This is a genomic window from Acinetobacter sp. YH12236, assembly GCF_013417645.1.
GTDB lineage: Bacteria > Pseudomonadota > Gammaproteobacteria > Pseudomonadales > Moraxellaceae > Acinetobacter.
Map to the genome: position 1 here is coordinate 89,248 of NZ_VPDM01000002.1, position 12,094 is coordinate 101,341.

Sequence of the window (12,094 nt, forward strand, 5' to 3'; positions counted from 1 at the left end):
CCTACCTAAAGATAATTCTTTAGGTAGGCAGTGCTCATTATCTAACGCGCTGTAATGTTACAGGACCTTCACCTTGTGGATGCAAGATCAGAGTTTCAGCCGATACATTGATGTTTGCAATGGTCTTGCTGCCATCGGAACTGTCTTGTAATCCGCCACATTCATTGGTATCGAATAAAACTTCAGTGGTCGTAAGTGTATTACCTGAGAGGATAAATTTGCCATATTCAATACCAGGCCAGCCACAATCATCTCCGCCTTCAGTGTCCAGGAAGAAATAATAGTTTGTGTCAAAGAAGGCAAATAAATGGGTGTCACTAAATCTCCATGCACCTACCAGACCATTAGCAGACTGTTTGACGCGGCTTAAACGGTATTCGGTATTGATCCCCGGTTCTGTCAGAATTAAGGTCATTCCATCATAGTTTAACGTATAAGGTTTGCCTTCTGCAGGATGTGAGAGTCCCCATTCACCATTACTGTCTTGAATAATACGCGGTGAAATTACACTGGTAGTTGCATTCCAGTTTAACTCTCCAGTTTCAATGCCAGGCGTTCCATCACCATCAGCAGCTTCTGCTTGACCTAAGGCATAACGGCCATCTTCTAAAATATGGATTAGAACAGCGCTGTTTGCATTACGGCCAATTTCCCAAGTACCGGCAATATCTTTATAGAAAGTTGACTGGAAGTTTTCTGCAGCTTTTTCAGGTGTAATCAATTTTTCTGTGGTAACTACGCCTGTTGATACCACGTCTGTAGCAAATGCTGTAGGGGCCTTAGAAAAATCTAAACTTTTATTAAGAAGGGCATTAGCAGCTTCAGTACTGATGCTAATCCCATTGTCATGATTACTATCTGTATCTAAAGACTGTAAAAGCACCATCAGATTGGTACGTGCATTTTCAGTTTGTGCTAAATCTAACGGAGTAACACGTTCTTTCGCTTCAATTTCTTGACCTAGTTGTACGTCACCAATCAGGAATTTAACCTTTTCTCCATCATTAAATTTAAATTCACCTTTTTCATTAGTAACCCCTTCCGCACCGCTGCTGGTGATATATGTTACCCCTGAGATAATTCCATCTGTCAGTACACCAGTTTCGGTCCCGACCGGAGCTGTAGGTGGAACAGGTGATGAACCCTCTGTACGATCATTATCTGAACCGCCACATGCTGTAAGTAACCCCGCTAAGGCAAGACAAATTAAAGTCTTTTTCATGAAAATCTTCCTGAAATTTATTATGTCAGCGAAGTATAGAAAGAAAGCTAAAATCGACATATCCTAAAATTAGGATGGAAAAATATATAAATCAGTAAAATAAATTGAACTCACTATTTGCTTAAAAGAGTGAGCTTGCAATAGGTAGTGAAAGAAGAAATATTCAAATAACAATAAATTGAAATTCTTCCTAAAGCTTAAAAATACAAATATATATTAATTGATGTTTTATTGATCAGGATGCACTATCTATATTCTGCTGCATTGTTAGACTGTGGCGAAATTTTGATAATGATTGTGATGTAGCTGTGTTTGAAAATTTAGCTGAGAAAACTTTAAATTTAATGGGCTGGAAAACCGATGACCAATGGCCCGAAGACCTTGATCAATGTGTGATGATTGCAGCGCCACATACCAGTAACTGGGATGCACTATATGCACGTTTGGCCTTAAAGGCATTAAAAGTGAATGTGCGTCTGACCATTAAAGACAGCTATATGAAATTTCCATTTGGGCCTTTTGTACGTGCAATGGGTGGAATTGGTATTGACCGTCGTCCCAAACAACCGGGTGAGCCACGTCCAAGCATGGTTCAGGTCATGACAGATCTATTTAAACAGCATCCTAAACTAGTCATGCTGGTTACACCGGAAGGCACACGTGCCCGTCAGGAACAATGGAAAACCGGTTTTTATCATGTGGCGATCAATGCGGGTGTGCCGATTGCGCTAGCTTATATGGATTATGCAAAAAAAGAAGCGGGCGTAGGTAAAATCATTTATCCAACAGGAAATTATGAACAGGATATGGCTGAGATCATGACGTTCTATGCCAATATTGAACCTAAATTTCCTGAAAAATTCAGTATTGATCAACGCTATTTTTAATTTCAGGAAAAATAAAAGCAGAGGGATGGACTCTGCTTTTCTGTACGATATATAAATACCGAATTTAATTTTGATTCTCTTCAGATAAAATTCCCCCCAGATTCTGGCAGGCATCTTTATAAAGATTGTATTGCTGTTCTACCACTTCATATAAAGGCAGGTCAAAAAGCTCTTCTCCTTGATGATATTGCTCAATATAAGATTCGACCTTGGTTTTGCTGCTGTATAGCATGTGTTGATAATAATCCGTCATACTACTGTGTGGCATTTGCGCTGTATCAATCTTGGCACAATTGAAGTTTTGCAGAAGCTGTTCTGACTTTTTAAGATCATTGGACATACAACCTGCCAGTAACATGCTACTGAGCAATGCCGTTAGGAGTTTCATAGAAAAAGATGAACTTTGATGGGGAGCGCACTATTGTAGAAGTAAATGCGCTATGCAAAAGTAGTTTTATTCAACAACTGGTCAAAAAATAGAAGAATGAAATTCAGAATCTCATTCTTCCTTGGCGATCTTTAACCTTTAACCAGTCCGCCATCGACAATCAGGTTTTGACCTGTCACTGCACGTGAATAAGGTGACAGGAACATCAGAATAGCAGACGCAAATTCTTCAGGTGTAATCACGCGACGTAAAGGAGTGGATTGAGCAATCAGGTCAAAGACAAAGTCAGGCGTTGCTTTACTTGCATCTGTAGTTTGCAGTAATCCGCCTGAAAGCATGTTCACGTTAATCCCATACTGACCCAGGTCTTGCGCAGTAGTTCGGGTAAAGGCCAATAGCGCCGCTTTCGCAGTCGTATAATCATGATAAGGAACGACAGGGTTTTGAACCAGGTTAGTCCCAATATTCACGATACGACCAAAATGTGCCTGTTTCATATCTTCTAATGCAGCTTGCGTCGTATTTAAACAGGCTTGAACTGCTCCACTAAACTGACGGGCCATGCTTTCCCAGGTCAGATCTTCAACTTTAGGTCGCTCATCGCCATTAAACTCAAACTGCACCAGCGCATTATTAATGACGGAATGGATGGCTTCTCCAAAATGGGCCTTGCTGGCAGTGAATAAAGCTTGTACCTGATCAGCTTGTGTTACATCTGCCTGACAGGCAAAGACCTGATCAGGATACTGATTTTGCAAAGCTTCAGCTTGGGTTTTGCTGCTATGGTAATTTACTACCACACGTGCACCTTCCTGAATCAGGAGCTGGGTAATGGCTAGTCCCAATCCACGAGCACCACCAGTCACAAGGATAATTTGATCACGAATTTGCATTGCTTATATCCGCCTGAGAATCATTCGGGCTAACATAACAGCAATAGGGCTGAAAGCAAAGTGATGTAAGGTTTTAGCGCTGCTCTATCGTGCAAATGAGTCAATGCCTTCTTTGATCAGGAGAAAGCAGCCCGAGCTGAAGAGCAAGCCTAAGACAATCTGTTTAAAACGTAATTCTGAAATTCGATGAAACAGACGTGCGCCTAAAATAGCGGGAATACTTACAGCCAGAATGAGTACCGCCATATAGGGAAGGTGAGTCTGATTTAAGGTTCCTTGCAGTAAATAGGCGGCTAAGGTAAACACCTGTATGGCAAAATTAAAATGACGCAATATATAGCGCTGCTGTTCTTTCGGCAGCTGCTTCAGCACTAACCACGCAGAGGGTACAGAACCACAGAATCCCCCTAAACCTCCTAAGATGCCGCCAACCAAACCAATCCCTGCATCCGCAGTTTTACCTGAATGTTGAATCAATTTAATCTGTGGATTAAGCAACATCAGTGGACACCAGATCACGAGAAATATACCAAGCAAAATACGAAAAGTACTCGCTTCAACGATATTCAGTAACCAGGTGCCGAGTGGGACACCGATCAGACCAGCGATTAAATAAGGCAGATATAAGGTTCGGTGCAGATGAGGAAGTCTAGGTTCATTGGATAATGAAATGAGGTGACTCCACACCGAGGCAAAAACCACTAAGGGCGCAGCAAGTTGAGGACTTAATCCCCATACCCAGAATGACATGGCAATTAATGCAAAAGCAAAACCGGTAAGTCCCTGTACAAATCCTGCGATAATTGCACCAAGAATAAAGAGTAACCAGGTCATAAAAATCAGGTTATTAGAAAAGTCTGTAGTATTCAAAATATGGCTAGAAAAACCAAGCAGATCCTTAGCTGTATTTATGCGAATCTAAGTCTAAATATGCATAAATAGTTTTTATTAAATCCGAGACAAATCCTTTAATTAAGTATGGAAAATGAACAAAATCATACAAGAGTGCAACAATGGCTCCGCGTACTCTTCATGAAATCACTTGATACTAATTGAGTGCGGTATAGAGGTGATGAACATGAAAAAAATGATATTACTGTCATCTGTATTGGCAGTAGCGCTAACAGGCTGTGTGGTTGATCCTTGGGATGAAGGTTATCGCGGTCATCATGATCGTAATGGACATTATGATCGGGATCGTGGTGATAAGGACTGGAAAAAACATAAAGATCATCGTGACTGGAAACGTGACAGAGGCGATCGGGATTGGCGTCGTAATCGTTAATCGTTACCTTCCATTTATGAAAAAGGATTCCTTTAAGGAATCCTTTTTTATTTAAGTATTTAATATAAGTAGGTCTTAAGCCGCTTTTTTCTGATACAGCCCTGCGCGTACTGTACCGGCTTTGGTATTTTTGACTAAATGCCATGAACTTGGCAGCTTCAATATACTCAGTTCACGATCTGCTTCTACATAGATAAAACCATCTTCTTTGATCAGTGGATCAGCTTGAGCAGCCAAAGTTTCCCATAGATCCAGACTATAAGGCGGGTCTAGAAAGACCAGATCAAACTGCTGTTTCAGGCTGGTTAATGCTTGTTGTGCTGTCGCAACTTTAAGTTGCGCACGTGCTTTGGTGACTTTGAGTAATTCCAGATTTTGGGTGAGGAATTGTGCCTGAGTACGATCCGGCTCAATCATCACCACTGAAGCTGCACCACGTGATAATGCCTCAAAAGATAAAGCACCTGAACCGGTACACAGATCCAAGACACAGGCATTCTGGACATCCCACATTAGCCAGTTAAATAAAGTTTCACGCACACGGTCAGGTGTAGGACGTAATCCTTCGATATTGGCAAAAGCCAATTGACGGCGTTTCCAGTCACCACCAATAATTCTAAGTTGGTTCTTCATGAATTATTCCTGATCGTCATTGGCTGCAGGAGCAGAGCGAGAAGTTGCAGGTTGCGGATTGTTTGGCTGTGCATGGGTCGCCTGACTGCCTTCTTGAGTTGGGGTAGCATTCGGGTCTGCACTTAACAGGTTTGGTCCACTTGGCAATTCGCCTGGTTTAATACCTGCTGTCATGAGACCGCCACTAATTTGATGGCCGGCAGGGTGAATCGGATTTTTATCGCGAGACAGTAACCAGTAGTCAAATAACGGTTTAGCCAGTTGTGCAGCAGAACCACCATGTCGGCCATTTTCCCAGACAACGACTACTGCAATTTCAGGGGCTTCAGCAGGTGCAAAACCAACAAACAGACCATGATCCAGCTGGCGTTCAGTCAGCAGGGCTTCATTATAGCGCTTACCCTGGGCAATACTTTTCACCTGTGCTGTACCGGTTTTACCTGCGATTTGATACATCGGCGTGCGGATTCCGCGACCTGTCCCTGACTGAACCACATCGATCATCGCATCACGCATTTTGATCCAGTCATCTGGTTGACCATTAAAGTCGATTTTACCATTAGGGGCATTATGTACTGTAAAAGGTTTGGCACCTTTACTTTCACGTAGTACGTGAGGCGTAACATGTGAGCCTTGATTCGCCGTAATAGCAGTTGCCATGGCGAGCTGTAATGGTGTGGCGGTAAATGCACCCTGACCAATACTCACTGAAATGGTTTCACCACGTGACCATTTAGATTTACGGGTACGCATTTTCCACTCAGGACTTGGGTAAAGACCTGAACTTTCACTTGGTAAATCCACACCGGTTTTTTCGCCAAAGCCGAACTGGCGCATCCAGCTATTCATTTTTTCAATGCCCATGCGGTAGGACATGACATAGAAATAGGTATCGCAGGACACCACTTGCGCCTTATGCAGATTCACAGCACCATGACCAGTTTTCTTATGGTCACGGAAGCGGTGGCTATCGCCCGGTAAGGTAAAGTAGCCCGGGTCAGAAATCGCTGTACTCCAGTCGACCAGTCCATAATGCAGACCGCCCATACCAAACATCGGTTTGATCGTTGAACCTGGAGGATATGCCCCTTGAACAGCACGGTTATAAAGTGGCTGATCCAAACTGTCACGAAGGCCTGAATAGTCTTTGCTACTAATCCCGGTGACAAATAAATTAGGGTTAAAACTTGGACTGGAAACCAGCGCCAGAATTTCACCTGTACGTGGGTCAATCGCGACAATAGCACCACGACGACCGGCCAGTTGTTCAGTGGCAATGGTTTGTAGACCATAATCCAGTGATAAATACAGATCATTACCGCGTACCGGCTCTTTACGGCCTAAGTGACGCAGAACATTACCGAAAGCATCAGCCTCAACAGATTCATTACCCGGCACACCATGTAATAAATCTTCATAGTATTTTTCTACCCCGATTTTCCCAATCAGGTTAGATCCGGCATAGAGGTCCTTATCAATTTCTTTGAGTTCTTTGTCATTAATACGGCCAACATAACCAATCACATGCGCGAAGAGTTCACCATGCGGATAATAACGGGTCATCTGCGTTTCAATATTGACGCCCGGAAATAGATATTTCACCTCACTAAAACGGGCAATATCATTTTCATTCAGATTCAGCTTGATTGACACACGCTCAGTTTTACGCGCCGTCTTGATGCGTGCCTGAAAACGTTCAATATCTTCTTCGGTTAATTCCAGAATAGGTGTAAGACGTTTCAGCGTATCATCAATATCCTGCACATCGGCGCGGCTTAAGGTAGCTGTGAAAACAGGATAATTATCGGCAAGTAAAATACCGTTACGATCGTAAATATAACCGCGTGCTGGCGCTAAAGGCTGCAGACGAATACGGTTCTGGTCAGAAGCCGTAGAGAAGGTTTCAAAATTAAAAATTTGCAAATAGGCATAGCGGCTGACCAGCAGCAGCATAAAGAAAACCACAATACCGACAGAGATCCAGACCCGACTGCTATAGATGCGCTTTTCTTGTTGTGCATTTTTTAAAGGAAAGTGCTGCTTCATACGCGATCGACTTAAGACCAGAGGGAAAGGAATCAAAGTGGAGTATTCTAGCGCAACTGTATGGGATTTGATAATGAAAAACTGGCTGTAGCAATTCCTGTGTTTAAACTTTGACTTTGCAGACATGAAAATTGTAAAGTGCTGTATACAAGAGTTTTAATAATTCTGATAAAGTCAAAATTAAATAAAAATAGGACTCTACCAAAAACTATAATTAAGGAAGATGGTGAAGGAATGAACAAAGTTTACCCTTTGTTGGCATTTGCATTCTTTGCAAATGGGGTATATGCACATGATCAAGTGAATAATACGACAAACAGAACTGAGGATCGTGAGCCTAAAGCATTTAATGTTGGGGTCGGTTTTACCCAGAAACTTATCCATCTAAACACTGAATGGGTGAATCCTTATGGGATTGCTTATGTGAAAGGTGGTGCTTTTCTCAACGATGATCGTACAGTTGGAGCACAAGTTGGCTTTCGTTATCCTGCACACCTCACCGGCAAGGACAAAAATGGTTATTATGTAGGGGCTTATGCCGGTCATATCGATAGCAAACAGGTTGATGGCAAATACGAAAGCCGTTTAGGTGGGGGCATTGATCTGGCGTATGTTTTGCTTAGTTCAGAACGGATCAGCAGTTTTAGTATCGGTATTGGGGCGGGGGAGAAATTACAGGACAGTAATGGTCGCGTTGTAGCCAAAACTGAACCCAGACTACAATTCTCCTATACTTTAAGTATCGGTTTATAGACAAAATATTCAACTTTATTAATACCTGTATTCTGTGAACAAAAAATTAAATATGGAATTTATGCATGCTTGAGTACGTCAATGAATTGTGGCAAGCCTTCTTGAATCGCCCAGATTTTTGGGCAGTGCTCAGCATTATCCCGGTGACCGCATTCGTAACATGGGCTCACGTGTGGATGGCGCTAAAAATGGTGTTTTATCCAATTAATTTTTGGGGTTTTCATGTCGGGCCTGTTCCTGTTGGCTGGCAAGGTATTGTGCCGCGTAAAGCTGGAAGAATCTCAGGAATTATCACGGATAATACCTTGTCTAAATTGGGTTCTATCCAAGAGTTCTTGCAGGCAATGGATCCGGATGATATGGCACGTATTATCGGGGAACAGGTTGGTTTTGAACTGGAACATCTGATTGATGAAGTCATGATGGACCGAAATGCGGTGTTATGGGAAAACTTGCCTTATTCAATCAAGCGCCGTATTTATGCCCAAGCCCATAAACAGCTGCCACAGGTATTAAAAGAATTAGTGACTGAACTGACCATGAACGTCGAGTCACTGGTCGATATGCGCGACATGGTGGTCAGTCAAATGGAAGGCGATCGTCGTTTAATGGTGCGCATGTTCCTGAAAGTCGGACAGAAAGAAATCAACTTTATCTGGCATATCAGTGCCCTGATCGGGATGTTCTTTGGCCTGTTCCAGATGGTGGTCTGGTTTGTGGTGCCATGGCACTGGACCGTACCGTTCTGGGCGGCTATCTGGGGCTTCCTGACTAACTGGATTGCGATCTGGATGGTATTTAATCCGGTAGAACCGCATTATATTAAATACCCGCAATTCTTTAAGCGTACAGCCGATCACAGATTCCCTTGGATTAAGCCGGTAATTCCAAGAATTGGCACCTATAACATACAAGGCGCATTTATGAAACGTCAGGAGGAAGTTTCTGACGTATTTGCAAGTGTGGTCACAGAAGATCTGATTACGCTAAAATCGATCATGACAGAAATGATGTATGGTGGTAAAAAAGATAAAACCCGCCGTATTGTCAAACGTCATATTAACGAAATTATGGAAACACCGCTGGTTCGGACCTCTTTACAGTTGTCTTTAGGACCAAAAGAGTATGCAAAACTCAAGACAGACTTGATCGATCGCTCGATTGAAATTACGATGGTGCCTGTAAGCGACCCTGCGTTTAATGCGAGCCGTGCACAGAAGATCTATCAAATGTTTAGAGACCGCATACGTGATTTGACGCCTAACGAGTTTCAGAATCTATTACGTCCTGCTTTTCAGGAAGATGAATGGATCTTGATTGTCCTGGGGGGAGTTACCGGTTTTGTTGCGGGTTTAATCCATTTGTTTGTGGCTTTCTTATAATTAGATGCCAAAGAGCAGCACACGTTTTGGTCGTGTGCAGCTGGGTATCTTATACATAGTTAAAAAATGAGGATGTTTATATATGCGCATTATCTTACTCGGACCACCTGGAGCAGGTAAAGGTACACAAGCTCAGTTGATCTGTAAGCGCTACAATATCCCACAAATTTCAACCGGTGATATGCTCCGTGCTGCAATTCGTGAAGGAACTGAATTAGGTCTACAAGCTAAAAGCGTCATGGACAATGGCGGTTTGGTTTCTGATGAATTAATCATTGGTCTGGTCAAAGAGCGTATTGCACAACCTGACTGTGCAAATGGCTGCATCTTTGATGGTTTCCCACGTACGATTCCTCAAGCTGAAGCGCTGGAAAAAGAAGGCATTGCAATTGATCATGTGATTGAAATTGATGTGCCGGATGAAGAAATCGTTCAACGTCTATCTGGTCGTCGTCAACACCCGGCGTCTGGTCGCGTTTATCACATCGTTTACAACCCGCCAAAAGTGGAAGGTAAAGATGATGAAACTGGTGAAGATCTGGTACAACGTCCAGATGACCAGGAAGAAACTATTCGTCGCCGTTTAGGTTCATACCACACTGAAACTGAACAGCTGGTTGGCTTCTATCAAGGCCGTGCAGCTTCAGGCGAAAATGCACCGACTTATGACAAGTTAAACGGTCTACGTCCAATCGAAGAAGTTCAAAAAGATCTTTTCGCGATTCTGGATCAAGCAAAATAATCGGTTTCCGATCATTTTGACTTTCAAAGAGCCCTAAGTCATATTAGGGCTCTTTTTATTGTATTGTTCAAAGGGATCTGCTGTGAAATTTGCTGTATTGGGATTGATGATTGTATTTCTGGCAGTACTGTTTGCGCTGTTCTATGTCAGCTTCAAGATGCTGAAAAAAGTACGTCAGGAAGAACGTGCTGAGAATGTGGGTAAGGTGCCTGAGCGTCAGCTGCATCCCAAATTACAGGCCGAGCTTGAGCAAAAGCGCAAGCAAGAACAGGCTGAGCAAAATAAAAAATAAAAAACTTTTCGAGTACTTAAATTAAAAAGCTGAACCTAGCGTTCAGCTTCAATATTTTTCACCGGAATTGCGCGACCTGCGCCAAATTCAAAACGGTCGGGCCAATTGCAGACATCGGCGACCACACATTCATGACACTTCGGTTTACGTGCGATGCAGCAATAGCGGCCATGTAAAATCAGCCAGTGATGTGAATCAATAATAAATTCTTTTGGAATCACTTTGACCAGACGATGCTCGACCTCAAGCACGTTTTTACCCACCGCCAACCCGGTACGGTTACCAACACGAAAGATATGCGTATCCACAGCCATGGTCGGTTGGCCAAAGGCGGTATTTAGCACCACATTCGCTGTTTTGCGTCCTACACCCGGTAAAGCTTCCAGATCTGCACGATTGTCCGGTACTACGCTGTTATGCTTCTTGATGAGCATTTCACAGGCTTTAATGACGTTCACAGCTTTGGAATTATACAGGCCAATCGTTTTGATATATTCCTTCAGCCCATCCACGCCGAGTGCATAAATCGCTTCCGGTGTATTGGCGACCGGAAACAGTTTATCGGTGGCTTTATTGACGCTCACATCCGTAGCTTGGGCAGACAGGGTCACTGCAACCAGTAATTCAAATGGACTGGAATAATTCAATTCAGTTTTTGGATTCGGACGCTGCTCGCGCAGGCGCTCAAAGAAAGTCTGAATCTGTTTTTTAGTCATGTTTTTTACAGGCTTGGCTGTTGCTGTTGTCATGATCTTATCCCTGTAAAGCCTGTAATTGCTGGGTCAGTTCTTCAAGTTGCAGACGTTTGCGTACATCCTCACGGACCGAAAGCTGTTTTTCTAACTTTTTGATTTGTGTGCGTAATTTGGCAAGCTCAATCGTGGTTTTGGCATCAAGTGTAACCACTTCATCGGCTGGTTTTTGCACGATTTCAATGACAGGAACCTGATCGACCTGAGCAGAGAACTGGGCAAATAGGGCAGTATTAATCTCGGCACGAACGACAGGGCCCTTACGGTCAATGCGACGTTTTTCTTCGCGTTGAATATGCGCATAGTAACGTTTACGCAAGTCATCCTGTTCAGCAATACGCTGAGCTTCAGTTGGCAAAGGCTGAAGATCTTCGACCAGATCAATACAGTCTACCGGGCAAGGCGGAATGCAGAGTTCACAGCCGGTACACAAGTCAGTGAGCACAGTATGCATCAATTTGCCTGAGCCAATAATCGCATCGACCGGGCAAGCACTGATGCATTTGGTACAGCCAATACATTCATCTTCACGGATGATGGCTTTCATGCGCTGAGGACGACCATCCGCCTGAATTGGCCAGACACTTTCTTCAGCAGGCAGTTTAGAACGATTTAACAATGCTGCCAGAGCATCAGCGACTGGCTGTCCACCCGGTACACATTTATTGGCATCTTCGCCCTCAGCAATGGATTGAGCATAGGGCAAGCAGCCATCACGATGACCACATAAACCGCACTGGGTTTGGGGCAATAAAGCATCAATAGACTGGACTAGAGAGATCTGCGAATTCATGAATAACCTAGGCTGCTCGGGCTGAG

General features: G+C 43.3%; 14 protein-coding genes. 6 read left to right on the plus strand and 8 right to left on the minus strand.

Translation table 11 applies throughout. The features are described from left to right. Window positions 1-37 precede the first annotated feature (37 nt). A complete protein-coding gene (locus FTV14_RS01525) occupies window positions 38-1,222 on the minus strand; it encodes a hypothetical protein (RefSeq protein ID WP_179992092.1) in 1,185 nt (394 codons plus the stop codon). Window positions 1,223-1,530: 308 nt separating this feature from the next. On the opposite strand from FTV14_RS01525, the gene FTV14_RS01530 reads away from it, so the two are divergent. After that, window positions 1,531-2,109: a 1-acyl-sn-glycerol-3-phosphate acyltransferase gene (locus tag FTV14_RS01530; protein WP_180053167.1), complete on the plus strand. Its 579-nt coding sequence runs from the start codon at window positions 1,531-1,533 to the stop codon at window positions 2,107-2,109. Between the two features lie 64 nt (window positions 2,110-2,173). Here FTV14_RS01530 and FTV14_RS01535 read toward each other — a convergent pair whose 3' ends face one another. The 3 genes from FTV14_RS01535 to FTV14_RS01545 form a co-directional block, all read right to left on the minus strand. Further along, window positions 2,174-2,497, minus strand: a complete 324-nt coding sequence (locus tag FTV14_RS01535; protein WP_034170495.1) for a hypothetical protein — start codon at window positions 2,495-2,497, stop codon at window positions 2,174-2,176. Between the two features lie 131 nt (window positions 2,498-2,628). After that, on the minus strand, window positions 2,629-3,390 hold the full coding sequence (locus tag FTV14_RS01540; protein WP_180053168.1) for a 3-oxoacyl-ACP reductase: 762 nt from the start codon (window positions 3,388-3,390) through the stop codon (window positions 2,629-2,631). A gap of 84 nt (window positions 3,391-3,474) precedes the next feature. Continuing rightward, window positions 3,475-4,224 carry a sulfite exporter TauE/SafE family protein gene (locus FTV14_RS01545; RefSeq protein WP_180053169.1) on the minus strand — a complete coding sequence of 250 codons (750 nt, stop codon included), beginning with the start codon at window positions 4,222-4,224 and terminating at the stop codon, window positions 3,475-3,477. 244 nt (window positions 4,225-4,468) lie between these two features. Between FTV14_RS01545 and FTV14_RS01550 the strand changes: the two genes are divergently transcribed. After that, the gene (locus tag FTV14_RS01550) at window positions 4,469-4,675 is read left to right on the plus strand and encodes a hypothetical protein (RefSeq protein ID WP_004782913.1); all 207 of its coding nucleotides are present in this window, start codon (window positions 4,469-4,471) and stop codon (window positions 4,673-4,675) included. 75 nt (window positions 4,676-4,750) lie between these two features. Here FTV14_RS01550 and rsmD read toward each other — a convergent pair whose 3' ends face one another. Both rsmD and mrdA read right to left on the minus strand, forming a co-directional pair. Next, window positions 4,751-5,308: a 16S rRNA (guanine(966)-N(2))-methyltransferase RsmD gene (rsmD, locus tag FTV14_RS01555; RefSeq protein ID WP_180053170.1), complete on the minus strand. Its 558-nt coding sequence runs from the start codon at window positions 5,306-5,308 to the stop codon at window positions 4,751-4,753. 3 nt (window positions 5,309-5,311) lie between these two features. After that, entirely contained in the window at window positions 5,312-7,354 is a 2,043-nt protein-coding gene (gene mrdA, locus FTV14_RS01560) for a penicillin-binding protein 2 (protein WP_180053171.1), read from the minus strand. A 234-nt stretch (window positions 7,355-7,588) separates the two neighbouring features. Between mrdA and FTV14_RS01565 the strand changes: the two genes are divergently transcribed. The 4 genes from FTV14_RS01565 (at window position 7,589) to FTV14_RS01580 (ending at window position 10,523) form a co-directional block, all read left to right on the plus strand. Further along, complete coding sequence (locus FTV14_RS01565) at window positions 7,589-8,107, plus strand: hypothetical protein (RefSeq protein WP_034170492.1); 519 nt, start codon at window positions 7,589-7,591, stop codon at window positions 8,105-8,107. 65 nt (window positions 8,108-8,172) lie between these two features. Then, complete coding sequence (locus FTV14_RS01570; RefSeq protein ID WP_034170491.1) at window positions 8,173-9,489, plus strand: membrane protein; 1,317 nt, start codon at window positions 8,173-8,175, stop codon at window positions 9,487-9,489. A gap of 82 nt (window positions 9,490-9,571) precedes the next feature. Further along, on the plus strand, window positions 9,572-10,231 hold the full coding sequence (gene adk, locus FTV14_RS01575; protein WP_004782907.1) for an adenylate kinase: 660 nt from the start codon (window positions 9,572-9,574) through the stop codon (window positions 10,229-10,231). 82 nt (window positions 10,232-10,313) lie between these two features. Then, complete coding sequence (locus tag FTV14_RS01580; RefSeq protein WP_004782905.1) at window positions 10,314-10,523, plus strand: hypothetical protein; 210 nt, start codon at window positions 10,314-10,316, stop codon at window positions 10,521-10,523. A 35-nt stretch (window positions 10,524-10,558) separates the two neighbouring features. On the opposite strand, the gene nth is transcribed toward FTV14_RS01580, so the two are convergent. Both nth and FTV14_RS01590 read right to left on the minus strand, forming a co-directional pair. Then, complete coding sequence (gene nth, locus FTV14_RS01585; protein WP_180053172.1) at window positions 10,559-11,272, minus strand: endonuclease III; 714 nt, start codon at window positions 11,270-11,272, stop codon at window positions 10,559-10,561. A 4-nt stretch (window positions 11,273-11,276) separates the two neighbouring features. Next, complete coding sequence (locus tag FTV14_RS01590; protein ID WP_180053173.1) at window positions 11,277-12,068, minus strand: RnfABCDGE type electron transport complex subunit B; 792 nt, start codon at window positions 12,066-12,068, stop codon at window positions 11,277-11,279. Between the last annotated feature and the right edge of the window lie 26 nt (window positions 12,069-12,094).

Excerpts from the sequence above, each read along its gene's own strand:
- FTV14_RS01525 (WP_179992092.1), bottom strand. The coding sequence starts at position 1,222 with ATGAAAAAGACTTTAATTTGTCTTGCCTTAGCGGGGTTACTTACAGCA.
- FTV14_RS01535 (WP_034170495.1), bottom strand. The coding sequence starts at position 2,497 with ATGAAACTCCTAACGGCATTGCTCAGTAGCATGTTACTGGCAGGTTGT.
- FTV14_RS01540 (WP_180053168.1), bottom strand. The coding sequence starts at position 3,390 with ATGCAAATTCGTGATCAAATTATCCTTGTGACTGGTGGTGCTCGTGGA.
- FTV14_RS01545 (WP_180053169.1), bottom strand. The coding sequence starts at position 4,224 with ATGACCTGGTTACTCTTTATTCTTGGTGCAATTATCGCAGGATTTGTA.
- FTV14_RS01550 (WP_004782913.1), top strand. The coding sequence starts at position 4,469 with ATGAAAAAAATGATATTACTGTCATCTGTATTGGCAGTAGCGCTAACA.
- rsmD (WP_180053170.1), bottom strand. The coding sequence starts at position 5,308 with ATGAAGAACCAACTTAGAATTATTGGTGGTGACTGGAAACGCCGTCAA.
- mrdA (WP_180053171.1), bottom strand. The coding sequence starts at position 7,354 with ATGAAGCAGCACTTTCCTTTAAAAAATGCACAACAAGAAAAGCGCATC.
- FTV14_RS01565 (WP_034170492.1), top strand. The coding sequence starts at position 7,589 with ATGAACAAAGTTTACCCTTTGTTGGCATTTGCATTCTTTGCAAATGGG.
- FTV14_RS01570 (WP_034170491.1), top strand. The coding sequence starts at position 8,173 with ATGCTTGAGTACGTCAATGAATTGTGGCAAGCCTTCTTGAATCGCCCA.
- adk (WP_004782907.1), top strand. The coding sequence starts at position 9,572 with ATGCGCATTATCTTACTCGGACCACCTGGAGCAGGTAAAGGTACACAA.
- nth (WP_180053172.1), bottom strand. The coding sequence starts at position 11,272 with ATGACAACAGCAACAGCCAAGCCTGTAAAAAACATGACTAAAAAACAG.
- FTV14_RS01590 (WP_180053173.1), bottom strand. The coding sequence starts at position 12,068 with ATGAATTCGCAGATCTCTCTAGTCCAGTCTATTGATGCTTTATTGCCC.